This window comes from Streptomyces sp. ISL-100, from assembly GCF_018614615.1.
GTDB lineage: Bacteria > Actinomycetota > Actinomycetes > Streptomycetales > Streptomycetaceae > Streptomyces.
Genome location: NZ_JAGGOK010000041.1, coordinates 41,358 through 63,261, shown reverse-complemented (window position 1 = coordinate 63,261; position 21,904 = coordinate 41,358). Strand labels below are relative to the sequence as shown.

At 70.2% G+C, this 21,904-nt stretch carries 21 protein-coding genes and 1 riboswitch; of the genes, 11 read left to right on the top strand and 10 right to left on the bottom strand.

What is annotated here, in order from left to right; all coding sequences use genetic code 11:
- Positions 1-14: 14 nt before the first annotated feature.
- The 4 genes from J7E89_RS18500 to J7E89_RS18485 all read right to left on the bottom strand — a co-directional run bounded on the left by J7E89_RS18500 (position 15) and on the right by J7E89_RS18485 (position 3,862).
- A complete protein-coding gene (locus tag J7E89_RS18500) occupies positions 15-1,013 on the bottom strand; it encodes an ABC transporter permease (protein WP_214974838.1) in 999 nt (332 codons plus the stop codon).
- Between the two features lie 398 nt (positions 1,014-1,411).
- A complete protein-coding gene (locus J7E89_RS18495) occupies positions 1,412-2,215 on the bottom strand; it encodes an enhanced serine sensitivity protein SseB C-terminal domain-containing protein (protein ID WP_214974836.1) in 804 nt (267 codons plus the stop codon).
- Between the two features lie 83 nt (positions 2,216-2,298).
- The gene (locus J7E89_RS18490; protein ID WP_214974834.1) at positions 2,299-3,075 is read right to left on the bottom strand and encodes an enhanced serine sensitivity protein SseB; all 777 of its coding nucleotides are present in this window, start codon (positions 3,073-3,075) and stop codon (positions 2,299-2,301) included.
- A gap of 79 nt (positions 3,076-3,154) precedes the next feature.
- Positions 3,155-3,862, bottom strand: coding sequence for an AAA family ATPase (locus tag J7E89_RS18485; protein WP_214974832.1), 708 nt, complete (start codon positions 3,860-3,862; stop codon positions 3,155-3,157).
- Between the two features lie 127 nt (positions 3,863-3,989).
- Positions 3,990-4,087: riboswitch (glycine riboswitch) on the top strand.
- Positions 4,088-4,235: 148 nt separating this feature from the next.
- Between J7E89_RS18485 and gcvT the strand changes: the two genes are divergently transcribed.
- The 4 genes from gcvT (at position 4,236) to J7E89_RS18465 (ending at position 8,583) form a co-directional block, all read left to right on the top strand.
- Positions 4,236-5,351, top strand: coding sequence for a glycine cleavage system aminomethyltransferase GcvT (gene gcvT / locus J7E89_RS18480; RefSeq protein ID WP_214974830.1), 1,116 nt, complete (start codon positions 4,236-4,238; stop codon positions 5,349-5,351).
- 58 nt (positions 5,352-5,409) lie between these two features.
- Positions 5,410-5,790: a glycine cleavage system protein GcvH gene (gene gcvH, locus J7E89_RS18475; protein ID WP_214974828.1), complete on the top strand. Its 381-nt coding sequence runs from the start codon at positions 5,410-5,412 to the stop codon at positions 5,788-5,790.
- A gap of 20 nt (positions 5,791-5,810) precedes the next feature.
- Positions 5,811-7,073, top strand: coding sequence for a serine hydroxymethyltransferase (gene glyA / locus J7E89_RS18470; protein WP_214974826.1), 1,263 nt, complete (start codon positions 5,811-5,813; stop codon positions 7,071-7,073).
- Between the two features lie 142 nt (positions 7,074-7,215).
- Positions 7,216-8,583 carry an L-serine ammonia-lyase gene (locus J7E89_RS18465; RefSeq protein WP_214974824.1) on the top strand — a complete coding sequence of 456 codons (1,368 nt, stop codon included), beginning with the start codon at positions 7,216-7,218 and terminating at the stop codon, positions 8,581-8,583.
- A 72-nt stretch (positions 8,584-8,655) separates the two neighbouring features.
- Here the strand turns inward: J7E89_RS18465 and J7E89_RS18460 are convergent, their stop codons facing one another.
- Both J7E89_RS18460 and J7E89_RS18455 read right to left on the bottom strand, forming a co-directional pair.
- Entirely contained in the window at positions 8,656-9,456 is an 801-nt protein-coding gene (locus J7E89_RS18460; RefSeq protein ID WP_308315519.1) for an SAM-dependent methyltransferase, read from the bottom strand.
- 178 nt (positions 9,457-9,634) lie between these two features.
- Positions 9,635-11,173 carry an APC family permease gene (locus J7E89_RS18455; protein WP_214974821.1) on the bottom strand — a complete coding sequence of 513 codons (1,539 nt, stop codon included), beginning with the start codon at positions 11,171-11,173 and terminating at the stop codon, positions 9,635-9,637.
- A 175-nt stretch (positions 11,174-11,348) separates the two neighbouring features.
- Here J7E89_RS18455 and J7E89_RS18450 point away from each other — a divergent pair, with 175 nt between their 5' ends.
- Complete coding sequence (locus tag J7E89_RS18450; RefSeq protein ID WP_214974820.1) at positions 11,349-11,984, top strand: TetR/AcrR family transcriptional regulator; 636 nt, start codon at positions 11,349-11,351, stop codon at positions 11,982-11,984.
- Here the strand turns inward: J7E89_RS18450 and J7E89_RS18445 are convergent.
- Together J7E89_RS18445 and J7E89_RS18440 are read right to left on the bottom strand one after the other, a co-directional pair.
- The gene (locus J7E89_RS18445) at positions 11,966-12,841 is read right to left on the bottom strand and encodes a lysophospholipid acyltransferase family protein (RefSeq protein WP_308315518.1); all 876 of its coding nucleotides are present in this window, start codon (positions 12,839-12,841) and stop codon (positions 11,966-11,968) included. The genes J7E89_RS18450 and J7E89_RS18445 overlap by 19 nt on opposite strands.
- Complete coding sequence (locus J7E89_RS18440) at positions 12,838-13,617, bottom strand: GNAT family N-acetyltransferase (protein WP_214974819.1); 780 nt, start codon at positions 13,615-13,617, stop codon at positions 12,838-12,840. The genes J7E89_RS18445 and J7E89_RS18440 overlap by 4 nt, the downstream gene beginning before the upstream one ends.
- A gap of 170 nt (positions 13,618-13,787) precedes the next feature.
- On the opposite strand from J7E89_RS18440, the gene J7E89_RS18435 reads away from it, so the two are divergent.
- The 3 genes from J7E89_RS18435 (at position 13,788) to J7E89_RS18425 (ending at position 16,283) form a co-directional block, all read left to right on the top strand.
- Positions 13,788-14,246: a GNAT family N-acetyltransferase gene (locus J7E89_RS18435; RefSeq protein ID WP_214974818.1), complete on the top strand. Its 459-nt coding sequence runs from the start codon at positions 13,788-13,790 to the stop codon at positions 14,244-14,246.
- Between the two features lie 141 nt (positions 14,247-14,387).
- The gene (locus J7E89_RS18430; protein WP_214974817.1) at positions 14,388-14,963 is read left to right on the top strand and encodes a TerD family protein; all 576 of its coding nucleotides are present in this window, start codon (positions 14,388-14,390) and stop codon (positions 14,961-14,963) included.
- Positions 14,964-15,104: 141 nt separating this feature from the next.
- Positions 15,105-16,283 carry a serine hydrolase domain-containing protein gene (locus tag J7E89_RS18425; RefSeq protein WP_214974815.1) on the top strand — a complete coding sequence of 393 codons (1,179 nt, stop codon included), beginning with the start codon at positions 15,105-15,107 and terminating at the stop codon, positions 16,281-16,283.
- A 195-nt stretch (positions 16,284-16,478) separates the two neighbouring features.
- Here the strand turns inward: J7E89_RS18425 and J7E89_RS18420 are convergent, their stop codons facing one another.
- On the bottom strand, positions 16,479-17,963 hold the full coding sequence (locus tag J7E89_RS18420; protein WP_214974813.1) for a SulP family inorganic anion transporter: 1,485 nt from the start codon (positions 17,961-17,963) through the stop codon (positions 16,479-16,481).
- Positions 17,964-18,103: 140 nt separating this feature from the next.
- On the opposite strand from J7E89_RS18420, the gene J7E89_RS18415 reads away from it, so the two are divergent.
- The 3 genes from J7E89_RS18415 to J7E89_RS18405 are packed head-to-tail and all read left to right on the top strand — an operon-like array spanning position 18,104 to position 21,219.
- Complete coding sequence (locus J7E89_RS18415; protein WP_214974811.1) at positions 18,104-18,511, top strand: MerR family transcriptional regulator; 408 nt, start codon at positions 18,104-18,106, stop codon at positions 18,509-18,511.
- A gap of 60 nt (positions 18,512-18,571) precedes the next feature.
- Positions 18,572-20,620, top strand: a complete 2,049-nt coding sequence (locus tag J7E89_RS18410) for an NADPH-dependent 2,4-dienoyl-CoA reductase (protein ID WP_214974810.1) — start codon at positions 18,572-18,574, stop codon at positions 20,618-20,620.
- 26 nt (positions 20,621-20,646) lie between these two features.
- Positions 20,647-21,219, top strand: a complete 573-nt coding sequence (locus J7E89_RS18405) for a PadR family transcriptional regulator (RefSeq protein ID WP_214974809.1) — start codon at positions 20,647-20,649, stop codon at positions 21,217-21,219.
- A gap of 34 nt (positions 21,220-21,253) precedes the next feature.
- On the opposite strand, the gene J7E89_RS18400 is transcribed toward J7E89_RS18405, so the two are convergent.
- The gene (locus J7E89_RS18400) at positions 21,254-21,469 is read right to left on the bottom strand and encodes an EF-hand domain-containing protein (RefSeq protein ID WP_214974808.1); all 216 of its coding nucleotides are present in this window, start codon (positions 21,467-21,469) and stop codon (positions 21,254-21,256) included.
- Between the last annotated feature and the right edge of the window lie 435 nt (positions 21,470-21,904).

The following is a 21,904-nucleotide window of genomic DNA, read 5'->3' as shown; positions in this document are numbered from 1 at the left end:
TACGGGACGTACGGTCAGCGGGAGCCCTTCGGGTCCAGCGCGTCACGCACGCCGTCGCCGAAGAGGTTGAAGGCCAGGACGGTGATGAAGATGGCCACGCCGGGCGCGATCATGAACATCGGGTCCGCCTCGTAGTACTCCTTGGCCTTGGAGAGCATCTGCCCCCAGGAGGCGGTGGGCGGCTTGACTCCGGCGCCCAGGAAGCTGAGCGCGGCCTCGCTGAGGACGTTGGTCGGGATCATCAGCGTCGTGTAGACGGTGATCGGCGCCACCAGGTTGGGCAGCAGCTCCTTGAAGAGGATGTACGCGCGGCCCGCGCCGAGGCTGCGTGCCGCCTCGACGTACTCGCGCTCCCTGAGGGAGAGCGTCTGGCCGCGGACGATCCGGCCCACGTACGGCCATCCGAAGAAGCCGATGACGACGATCAGCGCGCCGATGCGCACGCCGGAACCGCTGAATCCCCAGAGGGAGTTGGGCAGTACCGAGACCAGTGCGATGATGAACAGGAGCTGCGGGAAGGCCAGCAGTACGTCCATCACCCGGCTGATCGCCGCGTCGACCCAGCCGCCGAAGTAACCGGCGATGATCCCGAAGACCGTGCCGAGCACGACGGCGAAGACGGCCGCGAGGAAGGCGACCAGCAGCGAGATCCGGGCGCCGTACACGAGGCGGCTGAACACGTCACGGCCGTTGACCGGTTCGACTCCCAGCAGGAAGTCGGAGCTCATGCCGCCCCAGCTGCCGATCGGTGTACCGAACAGCGGGTCGATCTTGTCCTCGTGGAAGTCGTTCGGTGGATGACCGAGCGCGCTGACGATCAAGGGCGCGAACACCGCGACCAGGATCAGGAACAACACGACGACGCCGCCGGCCAGCGCCACCTTGTCGCGCTTCAGACGCACCCATGCGATCTTCCAGGGCGAGCGGCCTTCGATGGCTTTCGCCGGAACATCGGCCGCGACGTCAACGGCCGCGGTCTCTGCCGCGCTCGTGTCGTGCAGTGGTGCCGTCATCGTGGTGGGGACCCCTCTCGGCTCGGCCGACGGGTGGTCGGCCCGCGCCTGCCGCTGTAGCGGCTTAATCGCATCGCAGGTGCAAGTGGTGCAGAAAGCTGCAGAAGCTGCAGAAGGTGCAGAAGGTGCTAGGACAAACGCAGTTGCTTACGGGGAAAGCGGGTCGTACACAGGACCGACGTTCCTTGTTGCGGGAGTCTTCAATGAGCGCGCGATCACCCGCCAGCCCTGGCGGGCAATGGATGCGTAACCGTGATGTGGCCTGTGGTCTTCCGTTATCCGGACGCCGTGATCGGCTCAGCGGATCAGAAGCTGCCTATTGCATCAGAACGGACATGCCGCCCAACGGGCGTTATAGCCCGCAGAATTGGGCTATCGATGCCCGTCGAGGGGGCGCCTCAGTAGGCGCGCGGCGCCGGGTAGCCGTAGCCGCCCTGGGCGGCGGAGGAGGGTGCGGCGGGTGCCGCATGCGCGTCGCGGTCGTAGAACGGGCGGGCGTTGGCGCGCAGCCACATGGAGACCGGGTCGTACTCGTCGGACATCGCGACGGTGGACACGGGCAGGCCCTCGGGGACCACACCGATCGACTGCTGCATCATCGCGCGCACCGCGTCGACGGACTGCTGACTCGTGTCGTAGAGATCGAGTCCGATGGCCAGATACGGCGCCCCGAGCGCCGGCTGCACCCAGGCACGGCGCAGGGCGCGGACGGCGGGCGTACGGTGGGCGTTCTGCGTGAGCAGTGCGTAGAACTGGGGGATCTCGATGGCGGGTTCGGACAGCCGCAGCGGCCCGGCGGGCATCCGGTCGAGCCCGGTCGCGATACGCCGCAGATCGAGCCAGGGGATGCCGACGCCGCCGCCCGGGGCGTGCGGATTCAGCCAGATACCCCAGCGGTCGGGAAAGAGCGCGCGTGCCAGGTCCCGCCCGGTGACCACTTCGTACGCCCGGCTCCAGCCGCTGGCGGCGAGCTCCTGGGCGGAGGTGACGCACGGGGCGTAACCGAGGCCGTCGATCTCCATGTTCCCGTACTGGGCGTCGGGGGACCCCGCCTGGCCGTGCCAGAGCAGCATCCAGACCTTGCCGTCGGCCGGGTCGGCGATGGCACGCAGCAGCGCCTCGTACGCGTCGTACCGCCCGGGCGTCACCTGGCGCAGCAAGTGCTCGACCTGCCCGGCCGCCGCAGTGCCTGACGCGCTCACCCTGGTCCCGCCCCTCTTCGATCCACCGTGTTGCTTCACGTGTTTGCTTCAGCTTAAGCGGCAGCACTGACACAGAGCACGAGTCAGGCGCGTGTGTAGAAGGGCCGCACCCTCTCCAGCATCCAGCCGGCGACGGGGTCCTGGGCCGCCACGTCCAGCAACACCAGGTTGACCTGCCAGGGCACCTGGACGCGGCCGAGCGCCCGGCCGAGGGCGTCCATCGGGGCATTGCGGTCCGCGCCCTCCCAGGAGGACAGCTGTACGCCGACGAACAGCGTCGGGGACTCGCCCTCGATGCTCGCGAGCGCCCGACGGGCGGTCAGCACGACGCCGCTCTCCTGGAATTCCCCGGCGGCGGCGGAGAGGAAATCAACCGGCTCCTCCTGCCAGTCCGGCTCGAAGAGCCGCACCCTGCCACCACTGGCCGGCCCGTCCAGCGGCGTACGCCCGGCCCGGCAGAGCTCGGCGACGGCGGGCGGCGGCAGCGGCACACCGACCGCTCCGTCCGGGTTCACCGCGATGCCGAGCTGCGGCGGCAGGCCGCGGGCGAACTCGCGGGCGGGCGCCACGGCGAAGGACATGTGCGGGCCGGCGCACTGGCGCAGCTGCTCCTCGGAGCTGTACACGGGGACGTACGCCTCGCCGTGGATGTCCACGGTGGGCAGATCGAGGTTCGGCGCCTCGGGCCCGCCGCCGGCCGGCAGCGGCACCCACACCTGACTGCGGCCGAGCACCTCGACGATGCGGCCGCCCGCCGCGGGGTTGCCGAGCGAGGCACCGAGCACCTCTTCGAGCTCGTTGCCGGGCCAGCCGTTGCCGCCGTGCGGGTGGGCGGGTACGGGGAAGTCGGGGTAGTCCACGGGACGACTTTAACGCGGCGCGCGGGGACGCCCTACGGGGCTGTTCCCCGAACAGGGGCTCCGCCCCGGAGCCCGCTCCTCAAACGCCGGAGGGGCTGGATGGTGGGGCCGCCGGCCCGGGGAAGTCGATCACAGCCAGCGCCCCCGCCGCATCCCGGTCCAGCAGCACCGCCGACGCACACCCCACCGGCAACCGCCCCGCCTCCGCATCCCGCACGAGCCGCCCTACCGCCCGCCGGTGCCGGGCGAACGCGTACCCCGAGACACCGCGGCCGCGCTCCTCCTGGCCGGCCCGCGCGACATCCGCCGTAACGTCCAGCAGCACCAGATGCAGCGCGACTCCCCGGCGCCGGGCATCGCGCGCAAGCCAGCGCCGCACCCAGGCCTGTGTGCCGCAGTCGTGGACCACGACGCTCCCGCCCGAGCGCAGGGCGCGCCGCAAGCCGGCATAGTGCGCCGCCCGCACCAGCGGCCGGTACAGCGCGTACGGAAGCTGACGCGGCATCCGCGCCTCCCAGCGCTCCCGCACGTCCTGCGAGTCGATGCGGTGCGTCGCCCCCGCCGTGGCCGTCCGCCGGATAAGGGTGCTCTTGCCGCTGCCGGGCAGGCCGGAGACGACCACTGTGTCGCCGGCCCCGAACGCGAGCGCCCGCGGACTGCGCCCCGCGCGCTCGCGCAGATCACGCACCGTGGGCACGGGCCGCCGCGCGGCCTCCCGCGCCTGCACGCCGTGCTGTGCGGACACCGCGGCCGTCGTCGCGTACGCACCGGACTGCTGCAACGTCATCGTCTTCCCCCTGTCGGGTGTCCCCCACCCTTCCCCCCACCCTTGCCCAAGAAGTGTAAAGAAAAGGCAATGCGCCACAAGTCCATTTCCGTGCAATGATGTGCCCGCCAACTGCATACCGGCCGCTTGAATCCGCGCGGGAGAGTCCGAAGCACTGTGTGCCCAGGACGCCGAAGGAGCAAGTTCCTCCCTTGAATCTCTCAGGCCCCGTACCGCGCGGGCGAGGCAGATCTGAAAAGCGGGCCGCTTCGTCGCGGCTCCACCCAAGGTGCAAGCCGAGACAGCCAACCGCCACTCTCTCGGTGAACCTCTCAGGTTCCGATGACAGATGGGGAGGATTGTCCTCGCCTGTCATGCCCTGGGAGCCCCGCACATGAGCAATGTCCCCCGTCACACCGCCCTCGACGCGCTGCATCGTTCGCTGGGCGCCACCATGACCGACTTCGCGGGCTGGGACATGCCGCTGCGGTACGCCAGCGAGCGCGACGAGCACAACGCCGTTCGCACCCGCGCCGGTCTCTTCGACCTCTCCCACATGGGCGAGATCACCGTCACCGGTCCCCAGGCCGTGGACGCCCTCAATTACGCCCTCGTCGGCAACATCGGCACGATCGGCCTCGGCCGCGCCCGCTACACGATGATCTGCCAGGAAGACGGCGGGATCGTCGACGACCTGATCGTCTACCGCCTCGGCGAGACCGTATACATGGTCGTCGCCAACGCGGGCAACGCCCAGATCGTCCTCGACGCCATCACCGAGCGCGCCGCCGCCTTCGACGCCGTCGTACGGGACGACCGTGACGCGTACGCCCTGATCGCCGTCCAGGGCCCCGAGTCCCCCGGCATCCTGAAGTCCGTCACCGACGCCGACCTCGATGGGCTGAAGTACTACGCCGGTCTTCCCGGCACCGTCGCCGGCGTCCCGGCGCTCATCGCCCGGACCGGCTACACCGGCGAGGACGGCTTCGAGCTGTTCGTCGCCCCCGCCGACGCCGAGAAGCTGTGGCAGGCGCTCACGGAAGCGGGCAAGGACGTCGGCCTCGTCCCCGCCGGCCTCTCCTGCCGCGACACCCTGCGCCTGGAAGCCGGCATGCCGCTGTACGGGCACGAGCTGACCACCGGGCTCACCCCCTTCGACGCGGGCCTCGACCGGGTCGTGAAGTTCGAGAAGGAGGGCGACTTCGTCGGCCGCGCCGCCCTCGAAGCCGCCGCCGAGCGCGCCGAGACCGCCCCGCCGCGCAAGCTGGTCGGCCTGATCGCCGAGGGCCGCCGTGTCCCGCGCGCCGGTTTCCCCGTAGTCGCCGACGGCAAGGTCATCGGCGAGGTCACCTCCGGCGCCCCGTCCCCGACGCTGGGCAAGCCGATCGCCATGGCGTACGTCGACGCCGCGCACGCGGCACCCGGCACCTCCGGTGTCGGCGTCGACATTCGCGGTACGCATGAGCCGTACGAGGTCGTCGCGCTGCCGTTCTACAAGCGCCAGAAGTGACCCCCCGCACAACCTCCCCGTTCACCAGCACTCCCCCGCGTACAGGAGAATTCAGCTCATGAGCAACCCCCAGCAGCTGCGTTACAGCAAGGAGCACGAGTGGCTGTCGACCGCCGAGGACGGCGTCGCGACGGTCGGCATCACGGAGTTCGCGGCCAACGCGCTCGGTGACGTCGTCTACGCCGACCTCCCCGCCGTCGGCGACACGGTGACCGCGGGCGAGACCTGCGGCGAACTGGAGTCCACCAAGTCGGTCAGCGACCTGTACTCCCCCGTGACCGGTGAGGTCGTCGAGTCCAACCAGGACGTCGTGGACGACCCGTCGCTGGTGAACTCCGCCCCGTTCGAGGGCGGCTGGCTCTTCAAGGTGCGTGTCTCCGAGGAGCAGCCCGACCTGCTCTCCGCCGCCGAGTACGACGCCCTCTCCTCCGGCAACTGAAACCCTCGAACGGGACCGTGATGACGCTTCTCAACACTCCCCTGCACGAGCTCGACCCGGACGTCGCCGCCGCCGTCGACGCCGAGCTGCTCCGCCAGCAGTCCACCCTCGAAATGATCGCCTCGGAGAACTTCGCTCCGGTCGCCGTCATGGAGGCCCAGGGCTCCGTACTCACCAACAAGTACGCCGAGGGCTACCCGGGCCGCCGCTACTACGGCGGCTGTGAGCACGTCGACGTGGTCGAGCAGATCGCGATCGACCGCATCAAGGCGCTCTTCGGCGCCGAGCACGCGAACGTACAGCCGCACTCGGGCGCCCAGGCCAACGCGGCCGCGATGTTCGCGCTGCTGAAGCCCGGCGACACGATCATGGGTCTGAACCTGGCCCACGGCGGTCACCTGACCCACGGCATGAAGATCAACTTCTCCGGCAAGCTCTACAACGTGGTCGCGTACCACGTGGACGACGCCACCGGCGAGGTCGACATGGCCGAGGTCGAGCGCCTCGCCAAGGAGTCCAAGCCGAAGCTGATCGTGGCCGGCTGGTCCGCGTACCCGCGTCAGCTGGACTTCGCCGCCTTCCGCCGCATCGCGGACGAGGTCGGCGCGTACCTCATGGTCGACATGGCGCACTTCGCCGGTCTGGTCGCCGCGGGCCTGCACCCCAACCCGGTGCCGCACGCCCACGTCGTCACCACGACCACGCACAAGACCCTCGGCGGCCCGCGCGGCGGAGTGATCCTGTCGACTCAGGAGCTCGCCAAGAAGATCAACTCCGCGGTCTTCCCCGGTCAGCAGGGCGGGCCGCTGGAGCACGTCATCGCCGCGAAGGCCGTCTCCTTCAAGGTGGCAGCCTCCGAGGAGTTCAAGGAGCGCCAGCAGCGCACCCTGGACGGCGCCCGCATCCTGGCCGAGCGCCTGGTGCAGGCCGACGTCACCGAGCACGGCGTGTCCGTCCTCACCGGCGGCACGGACGTCCACCTGGTCCTCGTCGACCTGCGGAACTCCGAGCTCGACGGCCAGCAGGCCGAGGACCGTCTCCACGGGCTCGGCATCACGGTCAACCGCAACGCCATCCCGAACGACCCCCGGCCCCCGATGGTCACCTCGGGTCTGCGGATCGGTACGCCGGCCCTGGCCACCCGCGGTTTCCAGACCGAGGACTTCGCCGAGGTCGCGGACATCATCGCCGAGGCGCTGAAGCCGTCGTACGACGCCGACGCCCTGGCCGCCCGCGTCACGGCCCTGGCCGGCAAGCACCCGCTTTACCCTGGTCTGAAGTAGTTACGTACGACACAGACTGAATATCGGGGCACCGCGCACACTGAACAGTGAGTGCGGTGCCCCGCACCGTGTCACCCCGCCTTGATCATCTGCACCACCCCGGCAGACAACGGCGTCTTCCCCACCACTTAGGAGTTACCCCGTGGCCATCTCGGTCTTCGACCTGTTCTCGATCGGCATCGGCCCCTCCAGCTCCCACACGGTCGGCCCGATGCGCGCCGCCCGCCTGTTCGCGGGCCGCCTCAAGAACGACGGCCTGATGGCCCACACCGCCTCGATACGCGCCGAGCTGTTCGGCTCGCTCGGCGCGACCGGCCACGGCCACGGCACCCCGAAGGCCGTGCTGCTCGGCCTGGAGGGGAACTCCCCGCGCACGGTCGACGTCGAGACCGCCGACGAGCAGGTCGAGCGGATCAAGGCGGACAAGCGCATCAGCCTCCTGGGCGTGCACGAGATCGGCTTCGACTTCGACGAGGACCTGATCCTGCACCGCCGCAAGGCCCTGCCGTACCACGCCAACGGCATGACGCTGTGGGCGTACGACGCCGAGGGCGCGCCGCTGCTGGAGAAGACGTACTACTCGGTGGGCGGCGGCTTCGTCGTGGACGAGGACGCGGTCGGCGAGGACCGGATCAAGCTCGACGACACCGTGCTGAAGTACCCCTTCCGCACCGGCGACGAGCTGCTGCGCCTGGCGAAGGACACCGGTCTGTCGATCTCCGCCCTGATGCTGGAGAACGAGAAGGCCTGGCGGACGGAGCCCGAGATCCGCGAGGGGCTGCTGGAGATCTGGCGCGCCATGCAGGACTGCGTCGCGCGCGGCATGGCGCAGGAGGGCATCCTGCCCGGTGGCCTGAAGGTGCGCCGCCGCGCCGCGAACACCGCGCGCAAGCTGCGCTCCGAGGGCGACCCGCTGGCCCTCGCGATGGAGTGGATCACGCTGTACGCGATGGCGGTCAACGAGGAGAACGCCGCGGGCGGCCGCGTCGTCACGGCCCCGACGAACGGCGCCGCCGGCATCATCCCGGCGGTCCTGCACTACTACATGAACTTCGTGCCGGGCGCGGACGAGGAGGGCGTGGTCCGCTTCCTGCTCTCGGCGGGCGCGATCGGCATGCTCTTCAAGGAGAACGCCTCGATCTCCGGCGCCGAGGTCGGCTGCCAGGGCGAGGTCGGCTCCGCCTGCTCGATGGCGGCCGGCGCGCTGGCCGAGGTCCTCGGCGGCACCCCCGAGCAGGTCGAGAACGCGGCCGAGATCGGCATGGAGCACAACCTGGGTCTGACCTGTGACCCGGTCGGCGGCCTCGTCCAGATCCCGTGCATCGAGCGCAACGGCATGGCGGCGGTCAAGGCCGTCACGGCGGCGAAGATGGCGATGCGCGGCGACGGCAGCCACAAGGTCTCCCTGGACAAGGTCATCAAGACCATGAAGGAGACCGGCGCGGACATGTCGGTCAAGTACAAGGAGACCGCGCGCGGCGGCCTCGCGGTGAACATCATCGAGTGCTGAGCATCCGGGTAGGCTCTGACCAGCGCCTTGGTGTCTTTCAGCGCTGGTCAGGGCCGAGCCGTGCCCTGCTGCTCAGGGCTTGCGGGCGACGCCGCTGAACATGGCCACCTCGGCCGGTACGCCGTTGGCATCCGCCTCAGGACGCCAGCGGCTGCACGACACCACACCGGGGTCCAGGAGCTCCAGGCCGTCGAAGAATCGGGTGACCTGGTCAGGAGTGCGCTGGGTGAGCTTCGGGGTGCCGTGCTCGTTCCAGAACGCCACTGCCGCGTCCACATCGGGCATCGCCGGATCCGTGATGGTGTGCGAGAGGACCAGGTGGCTACCGGACGGCAGCGCGTCCATCAGGCGGCCGACGATGCCGTACGCCTGAGCGTCGTCCTCCAGGAAGATGACCACGCCGAGCAGCACGAGCGCGACCGGCTGACTGAGATCCAGCGTCTTCGCCGCGTGTTCCAGGATCCGGTCGACGTTGCGCAGGTCCTCGTCGAGGTAGTCGGTCCTCCCCTCGGGTGTACTGGTGAGCAGGGCACGCGCGTGGACGAGCACCAGCGGGTCGTTGTCGACGTAGACGACGCGGGATTCCGGTGCCAGCCGCTGGGCCACCTCGTGGGTGTTGTCGGCCGTCGGCAGACCGGTGCCGATGTCGAGGAACTGCCGGATCCCGCAGTCGGCGACCAGATGCCGCACCGCCCGACCGAGGAACAGCCGGTCCGCCTGGGCGTAGTCGCCGATGCCCGGGTGCAGTTTGCGGATCTGGTCACCGGCCTCCTGATCGACCGGGTAGTTGTCCTTGCCGCCCAGCCAGTAGTTCCAGATCCGTGCCGTATGAGGCTGCGCGGTGTTGATCCTGTCGCGGGGCTGTTCGGCCACGGCTCCCCCTCTTGGAGTCACGCTCGGTTCAAGGTCAACCGGCAGCCTACATACGTGAGTTAAGCCCCAGGGGCGGCAGGCTCTACGCGTGGGGAACGTGCAGGGTTACGCAGTGGATCCCGCCGCCGAAGGCCGGCGTGCGCGCCGGGGCGGCGACTCCTTGTTGGCTTGAGCGAGATCAGGAAGGTTCGGCCGCGAGCTCGGCCGGCTGCTCCGCGCTCACATCCGCCGAGGTCCGTTCGGCGGCGCGGAGCTTGTCCTGCGGGCGCTTGGCGAGCAGGTAGAGGAGACCGGCGGTGATCACGACGCCGGTGCCCAGCAGTCCGGCCCAGACCTGGTACCAGGGGGCGCCGGGCGGGGCGAGGACGGCGCGGGGCCAGCAGACGTTCGCGACCTCGAAGGCCGTCCACAGCACCGCCAGCACGTTGAGGAACGTGCCCTTGCGTCCCTGGCGTATGTGACCGGAGGGCACCCAGGTGCCGCGCAGGCGGGCGACGAGCGCGGCCAGCGAGACCAGGAAGAACGGCAGGAAGGTGGCCGCCGTACCGAAGGCGATCAGGCTGCCGATCGCGGTGGCGTTCAGACCGAGCAACAGGCCTGAGCAGCTGACCGCGGTGGAGGCGATCAGCCCGCCGATCGGCGCCTGCCGCCGGTTGACCTTCCGTACGTACCGGGAGAGGGGGAAGACGCCGTCGCGCGCCAGCGAGTACACGCCGCGGGCGGCTCCGCCCTGGGACGCCATGGCGCAGGCGAGGAACCCGATCAGTACGACGAGCACGAACGGCTTGTCGGACCAGGAGCCGAACGACCAGATCACGGCGGTCGTTACGGGGTCCAGGTCCTCCCCCGCCACCACGGCCGCCGGGTCGGGATGGGCCAGGGCGACCGCCATGGCGTTGAGGATCACGACGACGCCGACGCTGAGCAGCGCCCACCACATGGCGCGCGGCACCTGGCGGCCGGCGTCCTTGGTCTCCTCGGCCGTCGAGACGCAGGCGTCGAAGCCGATGAAGCCCCAGCCGGCGACGGCGAGGACGGCGAGGAACGCCATCGCGGTGGAGCCGCCGGACAGCTGCTCGGCCCCCAGCGTCTCGGTGAACATCGCGAAACCGTGCTCACGGAAGAACAGCAGCAGGGCGAAGCCGACCAGTACCGACGCCACCGCCTCGGCGGCGATGCCGAGCGAAACGAACCAGCTGAGGATCCTGATGCCGAACGCGTTGACCAGCATGCAGCCGAGGAGGATGCCGGCGGCCACCGCGACCATCGTCCCCGGCGTGGGCGTGACGCCGACGAGGGCGAAGACCCAGGGCGCGGCCAGGTAGGCCACCGTGGTGTTGCCGAACATCACCGCGAACTGCCACACCCAGCCGCTCATCCACCCGAAGGTCGGACCGAGAAGGCGTCGCCCCCATTGGTACGGGCCGCCGGTCAGCGGCCACTGGGACGCCAGTTCGGAGTAGACGTTGACGACCAGGCACTGGCCGAGCAGGACGACCGGCAGCGCCCATACCCAGGCGGGCCCGGCGATCATCGTGCCGACCATGGCCACCGCGTACAGCGCGACCACCGGCGAGACCACGGCGAAGCCCATGGAGATGTTCCCCAGGATGCCGAGGCTGCGTCGCAGCTCCTGCTTATATCCCAGGTCGCCGAGGCGGGCGGCGTCTGTGTCGTGGACGGCTTGGGTGGCTTGGATGGCTTGGGGTTCTGGCACGGTGCACCTCGGAGGGCTGAGGGTGGCGAGGGAAGCGGTCGGCCGGCATCGCACTGCCGACCTAAATCTAACCTTGTTAGGTTTACGGGCTGCGGGGACCGTAACGCGCCCCCGGCCGCTTGTGAAGCCCCTGCCGCCGAGTAACCTGACCGGCGAAAGAGGGGGAGCCGCGACCATGGCCCGACCGAGTCAGCCGCTGCTGAGCCGCGCGATGATCGCGCGCGCCGCGCTGGAACTGATCGAAGAGGAAGGCCCTCAGGCCCTCAAAATGCGGTCGCTCGCCGAGCGTCTCGGGGTCCGCGGGGCCTCGCTGTACCACCACGTCGCCTCCAAGGACGACCTGCTGGACGCGGCCTCGGAACTCATCAACGAGGAGATCGATCTCCGCCCGCTCCAGGACCCGCAGTGGCGCGACGGCCTCGCCGAGTACGCCCGCGGGTACCGCCGGGTGTACCTGCGCTACCCGAACGTGATCGCCCTGGTGGCCCGCCGCCGGGTCGAGGCCGACAAGGCCCTGCGGGGTTACGACGCCCTGCTGGCCACCCTCATCCGCGCGGGCTGCACCCCGGACCGGGCTGCCGAGACCGCCGCCGCCTTCGACTACCTCGTCCTCGGCTCCGCCCTCGAAACCTTCGCCGCCGGATTCACCCGCACCCCGTCGGGCTACCGCCCCGACTACCCCGCCCTGGCCGACTCCCTGGAGTCGTCGGACGCCCGCCCCGGGGGCCTCGCCTCCCTCGACGACCGCGGCTTCGAACTGGGCCTGCGCCTCATCCTCGACGGCCTCGCCGCTCAGCTCGCGGCGTCGTAGGGCAACAAGGGACGTAGGGCAGCCGAACCCGGCTCGGGTTGCGCACCGCCGACGGCGGCCAGCGCTTCGGCCGCCATCGACCGCCGGTCGGTGAGGGGCAGCGGTGCGTGCGCGGTGACGCGTACGGTCAGGACCGACGCGCCCGCCACCCGGCGCAGCGAGGTCACGAAGTCCTCGTCGCCGAGGAACGCGGCCACTGTGCTGGGGGCGCCCGACTGCTCGTACGAGATCGTCACCGGCCGGACGGGCGCGCCCGCGTCGAGCGCCGCCTGGAAGGTCGCCCGCCGGAACCTGCCGCCCGGCGCGGAGCACCAGGTGGTGGCCTGGGGGAAGACCAGTACGGACCGCCCGGATCTCAGCACCGACGCCAAGTCGGCCACGGCACGGGGAAGTTCGCGCAGCTCCTCGCGGTCGATGAATCGGGTGCCGACCCGCCGCGCGAGGGTGCCGACGACCGGCCACTGGCCGATCTCCCGCTTGGCAAGGAGGGTCACGGGCTCCACGGCGAGTACGGCGACGACGTCGAGCCAGGAGATGTGGTTGGCCACGATCAGGGTGCCGGGTCCTCCCCTTCCGCCGGGCACGGTGAGCGGTTCGGGGCCGGCCACCAGCCGTATGCCGAGGGCCCCGAGGATGCTCCTGGCCTGACCGCGCAGCGCCTCGGGTTCGGCGAGCCGGTCGCCCCTGGACACGCCACGGGCAAGCGCGCACGCGAGGGCGGCGCAGCGGCGTACCGCTTCCGCCATCGGCACGCGCGGGGCCGCATCGGCGGCGCAGTCCGGAGCGCACCCCGCGTCCACGGCCCAGGCGTTCGCCGGGCCCACCTGGCTCACGCTCACCGGGTTCACCGGGTTCACCGGGATTCGCCTCCGCCCTCGCCCAGGAAGTAGCGGCGGTAGCGGTCCCCGAGCCGGTCCATGTCCAGCAGGACGAAGAAGTCGGCGACGTCGAACTCGGGGTCGTGGGTGGGCGCCCCGCACATCCACGCTCCGAGCCTGAAGTAGCCCCGCAGCAGCGGCGGCAGATCGGCGTAACTGGGCTGCTCCGCCGTCAGCCCGGCGGGCATCCACGGCCGGCGGGGGTGCACCCGCAGCTCGGGCGGCGCCGAGTGCTTCGCCGTGCCGAGCAGCCAGGCGCCGGCGGCGGCCCTGCCCCCGTCCGACAGGGGTACGGAGGCACAGCCGGCCAGGTAGCGGTGGCCGGAGAGCAGGACGTAGCGGGCGAGCGCGGACCACATCAGGTTGATCACCGCGCCCGAGCGGTGGTCCGGGTGTACGCAGGAACGGCCGGCCTCGATCATGGCCGGGCGCAGGCCGTCGAGTGCCCGCAGATCGAATTCGCTGTCGGAGTAGGAGCGTTCGGTCCGTCCCGGGGGCAGCAGCCGGTAGGTGCCGACCACCTCGCCGGTCGTGCTGTCGGTGACGATCAGGTGGTCTACGAATTCGTCGTACGCGTCGATGTCGTGTCCGCGCAGGGGCGAGTCGAGGGTCGCGCCCATCTCCTCGCCGAAGACCCGGTACCGCAGCCGCTGCGCTGCCCGGATCTGCTCCTCGGAATCCGCGATGGAGGTGACGTACGAACTAGTGGGGGTGGAGGTGGGGGCGGTGGCGGTGGCGGTGGTTATGGGGCGCATGGGGTGCCGTTCTCCGTCCGGTTCGGTGCCGATCGCGAAAGGAGCATGGCGGCGGCGACGGTCGGGCCGGTGACAGGGAGGGCTGGCCGCCGGATCCGTGAAATGAACAGCGGGGTTCAGGGGCCGGGCGGCTGTCGCCTTGGAGGCGAGGGGTGAGTAATACTCTCCTTATGGCTTCACGCATTACAAGCGTCCGGCGGGCGACCGCGCGGGACGCGAAGCGGCTCACCCGGCTCGTGCGGACCTCGCGCGCGTACGAGGGCCCGTACGCCCCGATGGTCGCGGGCTACCGGGTCGGGCCCGACTACATCGAGACGCACCGGGTCTTCGTGGCCGTCGCCCCCGAGGACGACCGGGTGCTCGGGTTCTACTCCCTCGTGCTCGACCCGCCCGAGCTGGACCTGATGTTCGTCGCCGACTCCGCCCAGGGCCTCGGCATCGGCCGCCTGCTCGTCGCGCACATGCTCGGCCAGGCGCGGGAGGCGGGGATCACCGGCGTGCGCGTGGTCTCGCACCCGCCCTCGGAGGGCTTCTACCTGAGCGTGGGCGGCGAGCGGACGGGAACCGAGCCCGCCAGTCCGCCCGCGGTGATGTGGGACCGCCCGGAGCTCGTCATTCCGGTTGGCTGACCCCAGTTGCGCGGCCATTGCGCGGCCATTCGGAGGACTGAGGGGAACTGACGGGAACTGAGCGGGCCGCACAAGCGTTGGCGGATTGGGCAAAGAGATCGTCAAAGGGCGCGGCCCGCGCCGGATTGAGCAGGGATCTTCATGGGTGTCAGTCTCTCCAAGGGCGGCAACGTCTCGCTCTCCAAGGAGGCCCCCGGCCTGACCGCTGTCACGGTGGGCCTGGGCTGGGACGTACGCAGCACGACCGGTACCGACTTCGACCTCGATGCCAGCGCCCTGCTGGTCGATGCCAACAACAAGGTCGTGTCGGACCAGCACTTCGTCTTCTTCAACAACCTCAAGAGCCCCGACGGCTCGGTGGAGCACACCGGTGACAACCTCACCGGTGAGGGCGAGGGCGACGACGAGCAGATCAAGGTGGGCCTCTCGACGGTTCCGCCCGAGGTCGACAAGGTCGTCTTCCCGGTGTCGATCCACGAGGGCGAGAGCCGCGGCCAGAGCTTCGGCCAGGTGCGCAACGCCTTCATCCGGGTCATCAACCAGGCGGACAACAAGGAGCTCGCGCGGTACGACCTCTCCGAGGACGCCTCGACCGAGACCGCCATGGTGTTCGGCGAGCTCTACCGCAACGGCGCGGAGTGGAAGTTCCGTGCTGTCGGCCAGGGGTACGCCTCGGGCCTGCGCGGCATCGCGACGGACTTCGGCGTCAACATCTGATACGCCGCGGCGGGGCTGTCCGTGCCGGGAGACCGGCACGGACAGCCCGGTTGGCCATGCGCGCCGCCTTCCCACCAGTCCGACCAGTCGGTACGTTCCTGGTTACCCGACTGCCGCCTGGAGGGCCCGATGAGCCAGCCCATGTCCGAATCCGCGTCCCGGCCCGTGCCGCAGATCCACGGCCACTGCGACGACCGGTTCGCCGCCGTGCGCACCACGTTCGAGGAGAACTTCCGGGAGCGCGGGGAACTGGGCGCGGCCGTGACCGTGCTGGTCGGCGGGGAGACCGTGGTGGACCTCTGGGGCGGCTGGGCGGACGCCGCGCGCAGCCGGCCGTGGGAGCGGGACACGCTGGTCAATGTGTGGTCGACGACCAAGGGGCCGACGGCGCTGTGCGCCCACCTGCTGGCCGACCGCGGGCTGCTCGACCTCGACGCGCCGGTCGCCTCGTACTGGCCCGAGTTCGCAGCCGCCGGCAAGGAAGCCATTCCCGTACGCCATCTCCTGTCGCACCGCGCGGGGCTGGCCGGGCTGCGCGAGCCGCACACCTTCGCCGAGTTGTACGACTGGGAGCTGACCTGTGCGCGGCTGGCGGCCACCGAGCCCTGGTGGGAGCCGGGCACACGGTCCGGCTATCACGCGATCACGTACGGCTTCCTGGTCGGTGAGGTCGTCCGGCGCGTTACGGGCCTGCTCCCGGGCGAGTTCCTGCACCGGGAGGTCACCGGGCCGCTCGGCATCGACTTCACGATAGGGCTGCCTGAGAAGGAAGCCGGGCGGGCCGCCGAGCTCGTGCACCCCCGGGCCGAGCCCACCAGCGAGCAGGCGGCGCTGTTCGCCGCGCTGGAGCCCGTCGCCCTCGCGGCCCTGCTCAATCCTGGCCCGGGAGCGGCCCAGGCCAACACACCCGAGTGGCGGGCCGCCGAGATCCCCGCGGCCAACGGCCACGGCACGGCCCGCGCGGTGGCCGCCCTGTACGAGATCTTCGCCCGCCACGGCCGCTCCGGCGAGCACCGCGTCCTCTCCCCCCAGGCCGCCGAGCGAGCCCGCGAGGGGCAGGGTAGCTGCCGGGACCTGGTGCTCGGCGCGGGTTTCGGCCACGACACGGAGATCGGGCTCGGCCTGTGGCTCAGTGGCCCGCGCGGCTCGTACGGCCCCAACCCACGGGCCTTCGGCCACGACGGCTTCGGCGGCTCCTGCGGCCTCGCCGACCCCGAGGCGGGCATCAGCATGGGGTACGTCATGAACCGCATGGGCCCGAACATCGCCGACGACCCACGCAAGATGGCACTGGTGGAGGCGGTCTACAGCGCCCGGTGACCGACAGCCAGCCCGCGCGCCGGACGGGGGCAGCAGCACACGGCGTCCACCGCGCTGTGCCATCACCACTCGGGGCGCCACGCGGGCCGTCACCACGGGGTGCCGTCACCTGGCGGGGCGCAGCCGCACAGGCCGTCACCGCGTGGGGCGGGGCGGGTGCTCGGCCGGAGGGGGACGCCCTGGTGGGGGCGTCCATCAGTGGTCGGCGCCGAGTTCGCCGCTGAGTGCGTCGTGCATCTTGGCGCTGTAGAGGTTCAGGCCGACGATCTCGACCGTCTTGCCCCGGTGTTCGTACTTCGTCGTGATCGCGTCCAGCGCGGCGACCGACGACGCGTCCCAGATGTGCGCCGCCGTCAGGTCGATGACAACCCGTTCCGGTCCGCCCTTCGCGTAGTCGAACTGCTCGACCAGCTCGTTGGACGACGCGAAGAACAGCTCTCCGGTGACGGTGTAGACGACCCGGCCGCCGTCCTCGTCGGTGACCGCGGTGACATCGACCAGGTGCGCGACGCGCTTGGCGAAGATGACCATGGCGGTGATGGAGCCGACGACCACACCGATGGCCAGGTTGTGCGTCGCCACCACGCACAGCACGGTGACGGCCATGACGGTCGTCTCACCCAGCGGCATCCGCCTGAGCGTCTTCGGCGCGATGGAGTGCCAGTCGAACGTGGCCACCGAGACCAGGATCATCACCGCGACCAGTGCCGCCATCGGGATGTCCGAGACGATGGGCCCGAAGAGGATGCACAGCACCATCAGGAAGACACCCGCCAGGAACGTCGACAGGCGGGTACGCGCACCCGAGGCCTTGACGTTGATCATGGTCTGGCCGATCATCGCACAGCCGCCCATGCCGCCGAAGAAGCCGGTGACGATGTTGGCGATGCCCTGGCCGATGGACTCGCGGGTCTTGCTGGAGTGCGTGTCGGTGATGTCGTCGACCAGCTTGGCCGTCATCAGCGACTCCATCAGGCCTACCAGCGCCATCGCCAGCGCGTACGGCGCGATGATCTTCAGCGTGTCGAAGGTGAACGGTACGTCCGGCAATCCCGGGACCGGCAGCGACGACGGCAGGTCACCCTTGTCGCCGACGTTCGGTACGGCGATCCCGGCGGCCAGCGTGACCGTCGTGAGGATGACGATGGAGACCAGCGGCGCCGGGACGGCCCTGGTGATCCTCGGGAAGAGCACCATGAGCGCCAGCCCCGCCGCGACCAGCGGATACACCATCCACGGAACGTCCGTGAGCTCCGGCACCTGGGCCATGAAGATCAGGATGGCGAGCGAGTTGACGAAGCCCACCATCACCGAGCGCGGCACGAACCGCATCAGCTTCGCGACCCCGAGCGCGCCGAGGACGATCTGGAAGACGCCCGCGAGAATGACGCAGGCGATCAGATACCCGAGGCCGTGCTCACGGTTGAGCGGGGCGATGACCAGGGCCACCGCTCCCGTCGCCGCCGAGATCATCGCGGGCCGCCCGCCGACGAACGCGATGGTGACAGCCATCGTGAACGACGCGAAGAGACCGATGCTCGGGTCGACACCGGCGATGATCGAGAACGAGATCGCCTCGGGGATCAGCGCCAGCGCGACCACCAGGCCGGCCAGGAACTCGGTACGGAAGACCTTGGGCGAGAGCCAGACGGGGCGGAGCGGGCGGGGCGGGCGGGGCATGGCGAAGGAAAGCAAGAGAATGGAGCCTGTCGTGCGCAGGGGAAACCGGGACCGGCGTTCACCGGCGCGGGGCAACTCTACCCTGACGTTAGGGTAGAGATCGCGACGGGCGTACGACGACGGACGAGAGGCCACCGGGCGTGGACAGCAAGCACATGCAGATCGGCGAGGTCGCGACCAGGACGGAGCTGTCCCTGCGGACCATCCGGCACTACGAGGAGACCGGCCTGGTCACCCCGTCCGCCCGCTCCCAGGGCGGCTTCCGCCTCTACACCGAGGCCGACGTCGCGCGCCTGATGGTCGTACGCCGCATGAAGCCGCTCGGATTCACGCTGGACCAGATGCGGGACCTGCTGGACGCCACCGACCGGCTCGACGCGCCCGAGCCACCGACGGAGGACGAGCGGGAGGCGCTGCTGGAGCGGGTGCGAGGCTTCGAGCGGGCGGCTGCCGAGCGCGTGAGCGATCTGCGGACCCAGCTGGAACGGGCCAAGGAGTTCGCCCGCACTCTGCACGAGCGCACGTCGTCGCGGATGTTGCCGAAGTAACACCGCACTCTTTATGCAACTTGTTGCACAACACGACCCGCGTGGACTACACATTGCGGCATGAGTCCGACGACTGAATACCCGCATCTCCTGAGCCCCCTCGACCTGGGCTTCACGACCCTCCCCAACCGCGTGCTGATGGGTTCGATGCACGTCGGACTCGAAGAGGCCGAGCGCGGCTTCGAGCGGATGGCCGAGTTCTACGCGACCCGCACCCGCGGCGGCGTCGGCCTCATGGTCACCGGTGGCATAGCCCCCAACGACCGCGGCCGCCCCTACCCCGGCGGCGCGAAGCTGACCACGCCCGAGGAGGCCGCGCAGCACCGGCAGGTGACCGACGCCGTGCACCGCGAGGGCGGCAGGATCGCGATGCAGATCCTGCACTTCGGGCGGTACGCCTACCACCCCGACCTCGTCGCCCCCAGCGCCATCCAGGCCCCCATCAGCCCGTACACGCCGAACGCGCTGACCGACGCCGAGGTCGAGGAGACCATCGAGGACTTCGTCCGTACGGCCGGACTCGCGAAGTCGGCGGGCTACGACGGCGTCGAGATCATGGGGTCCGAGGGCTACCTGATCAACGAGTTCATCGCCGCCCACACCAACCACCGCGACGACCGGTGGGGCGGCTCGTACGAGAACCGCATGCGCTTCCCGGTCGAGATCGTCCGCCGCGTGCGCGAGCACGTCGGCCCGGACTTCATCCTCATCTACCGCCTCTCGATGCTCGACCTGGTCCCCGGCGGCTCCTCCCTCGACGAGGTCATCACGCTCGCCCGTGAGGTCGAGGCGGCCGGCGCGACCATCATCAACACGGGCATCGGCTGGCACGAGGCCCGCATCCCCACCATCGCCACCTCCGTGCCGCGTGGCGCGTACGCCTGGGTGACCAAGCGGGTCATGGGCTCGGTGAACATCCCCCTCGTCACGACCAACCGCATCAACACGCCCGAGAAGGCCGAGGAACTCCTCGCCGACGGCTGCGCCGACATGGTCTCGCTCGCCCGCCCCTTCCTCGCCGACCCCGACTTCGTCGCCAAGGCCAAGGCCGGACGCGCCGACTCCATCAACACCTGCATCGGCTGCAACCAGGCGTGCCTCGACCACACCTTCAGCGGCCTGATCACCTCCTGCCTGGTCAACCCGCGCGCCTGCCACGAGACCGAGCTGGTCCTCTCCCCCACCCGCCGCTCCAAGCGCGTCGCCGTCGTCGGCGCCGGTCCTGCCGGGCTCGCCTGCGCGGTGACAGCCGCCGAGCGCGGCCACACCGTGACGCTGTACGACGCCTCCGACGTGATCGGCGGTCAGCTCAACATCGCGCGCAAGGTGCCGGGCAAGGAGGAGTTCAACGAGACGCTGCGCTACTTCCGCAACCAACTCGACGAGCACGGCGTAGAGGTACGTCTCGGCACGCACGCCACCGCCGAGTCCCTCACCGCCGCCGGCTTCGACGAGATCGTCCTCGCCACCGGCGTCACGCCGCGCATCCCTCAGATCGAGGGCATCGACCACCCCAGCGTCGTCAGCTACCTCGACCTTCTGCGCGACGACGCGAAGGCGGGCGACCGTGTCGCGGTCATCGGCGCGGGCGGCATTGGCTTCGACGTGGCGGAGTTCCTGACGGATACGTCGTCGGACCCGGCCGGCACCGACTCGGCGAGCCTCAGCCCCGAGGTGTTCTTCCGCCAGTGGGGCGTCGACATGGACTACGGCGCGCGCGGCGGCCTCCAGGCCCCGGTCCGCGCCCCGCAGACCCGCACCGTGACCCTGATCCAGCGCAAGGCCGCCAAGGTCGGCGCCGGGCTCGGCAAGACCACCGGCTGGATCCACCGCACCGAACTCAAGCACCGCGGCGTCACGATGGTCGCAGGCGCGGCGTACGACCGTATCGACGACGAAGGACTGCACGTCACGGTCGGCGGCGAGCAGCGGCTGATCCCGGTCGACACCGTCGTCCTGTGCACCGGTCAGGAACCGCGCCGCGAGCTGTACGACACGCTGCTCGCCGCCGGACTGCCCGTGCACCTCATCGGTGGCGCGGACGTGGCCGCCGAGCTGGACGCCAAGCGCGCGATCCGGCAGGGGACGGAACTCGCGGCCACCCTGTGACGGGGAGCCCTGCCTAGGATGCGCTCATGTCCCTCCCGTACGCGATCCTCACCGCCCTGCTCGAAAAGCCGTCGTCCGGGCTGGAGCTGACCCGCAGGTTCGACAAGTCCATCGGCTACTTCTGGTCCGCCACGCATCAGCAGATATACCGCGAGCTGGCCAAGCTGGAGCAGTCCGGCGCGATCCGGGCCCTGCCTCAGCCGCAGCAGCCGACGCGCGGGCAGAAGAAGGAGTACGAGGTCCTGCCGGCCGGGCGCGACGAACTGGCCGCGTGGGTGGGGAAGATCGAGGATCCCAAGCCGATCCGGGACGCCCTCCTGCTGCGCCTGCGCGCGGCGGGAGTCGTGGGCACGCAAGGCCTGGAGGCGGAGGTACGCCGCCATCTGACGCTTCACCGCGCGCAGTTGGCGGAGTACCGCGCGATCGAGGAACGCGACTTCGGCGAGGGCAGGGACAGCCAGAGCGACCGACTGCGGCATCTGGTCCTGCGCGCCGGGATCGACCTGGAGAACTTCTGGGTCGGCTGGCTCGAAGCGGCGCAGGCCGAGCTCGACGACATGACCGCGGATACGCGCACGGGCCCGGAACCCACGCCCTGAGCCGGGGGGATTCCGGGCCCGTACCGTACGGCGGTCAGCCCTTGTTCTGGGACGCCCAGAACTCGTCGAAGGTGAGCTTGCCGTCACCGTTGCTGTCGTGGGAGTTGATCACGGCCTGGGCCACCGTCTCGGTGACGTAGGGGTCACCGAGCTGCGCCATGACGCTCTTGTACTCGACCGCCGAGATCGTCCCGTCCCCGTTGACGTCGTACCGCTCGAAAGCCTTGCGCGCCGACTCGATGTCCGCCATGGATGGACCCACCCCTTCTGGTGCTGATCAGAACCCGCCCAGATTATCGGGCTGGTCACCGGCCCTGTCGGCCGGTGGGCCCGGAGGCCCCGATGGTGGCGCCCTGAAGTATTTCTCCGTAAAGCCTCCGCGCGGGGACAGTGGTTTTTCCGCCCCGGAGTGCTTAGTTCCGGCCAATACCCGGGGCCGCTTCGTAACTCTCCGCCGCCGGGCGATAACTTCATGGCGTCGTCGCCACACCAGGAGCACAGGGCTCCCCGGGACTAGCGGCGCCAAGGGCGTTTCCATCAGTGGCCATCACGACTGACGCATTCACGATCCGGCCCTACACCCCCCAATACCGCCCCATCCGCTCCGAGGGCGACCATGCCCTGACAGCCCGGGCGACCAATTCCGCAAGAGCTGCGACGCGATGGTGGAGCACTTCCGTGACGG

Bases quoted from the DNA above. Each gene is read 5' to 3' on its own strand.
- glyA (WP_214974826.1), top strand. From the start codon at position 5,811: ATGACGCTTCTCAACACTCCCCTGCACGAGCTCGACCCGGACGTCGCC.
- J7E89_RS18440 (WP_214974819.1), bottom strand. From the start codon at position 13,617: ATGCGCCCCATAACCACCGCCACCGCCACCGCCCCCACCTCCACCCCC.
- J7E89_RS18420 (WP_214974813.1), bottom strand. From the start codon at position 17,963: ATGCCCCGCCCGCCCCGCCCGCTCCGCCCCGTCTGGCTCTCGCCCAAG.
- J7E89_RS18430 (WP_214974817.1), top strand. From the start codon at position 14,388: ATGGGTGTCAGTCTCTCCAAGGGCGGCAACGTCTCGCTCTCCAAGGAG.
- J7E89_RS18400 (WP_214974808.1), bottom strand. From the start codon at position 21,469: ATGGCGGACATCGAGTCGGCGCGCAAGGCTTTCGAGCGGTACGACGTC.
- J7E89_RS18435 (WP_214974818.1), top strand. From the start codon at position 13,788: ATGGCTTCACGCATTACAAGCGTCCGGCGGGCGACCGCGCGGGACGCG.
- J7E89_RS18450 (WP_214974820.1), top strand. From the start codon at position 11,349: ATGGCCCGACCGAGTCAGCCGCTGCTGAGCCGCGCGATGATCGCGCGC.
- gcvH (WP_214974828.1), top strand. From the start codon at position 5,410: ATGAGCAACCCCCAGCAGCTGCGTTACAGCAAGGAGCACGAGTGGCTG.
- J7E89_RS18410 (WP_214974810.1), top strand. From the start codon at position 18,572: ATGAGTCCGACGACTGAATACCCGCATCTCCTGAGCCCCCTCGACCTG.
- J7E89_RS18405 (WP_214974809.1), top strand. From the start codon at position 20,647: ATGTCCCTCCCGTACGCGATCCTCACCGCCCTGCTCGAAAAGCCGTCG.
- J7E89_RS18500 (WP_214974838.1), bottom strand. From the start codon at position 1,013: ATGACGGCACCACTGCACGACACGAGCGCGGCAGAGACCGCGGCCGTT.
- gcvT (WP_214974830.1), top strand. From the start codon at position 4,236: ATGAGCAATGTCCCCCGTCACACCGCCCTCGACGCGCTGCATCGTTCG.
- J7E89_RS18485 (WP_214974832.1), bottom strand. From the start codon at position 3,862: ATGACGTTGCAGCAGTCCGGTGCGTACGCGACGACGGCCGCGGTGTCC.
- J7E89_RS18425 (WP_214974815.1), top strand. From the start codon at position 15,105: ATGTCCGAATCCGCGTCCCGGCCCGTGCCGCAGATCCACGGCCACTGC.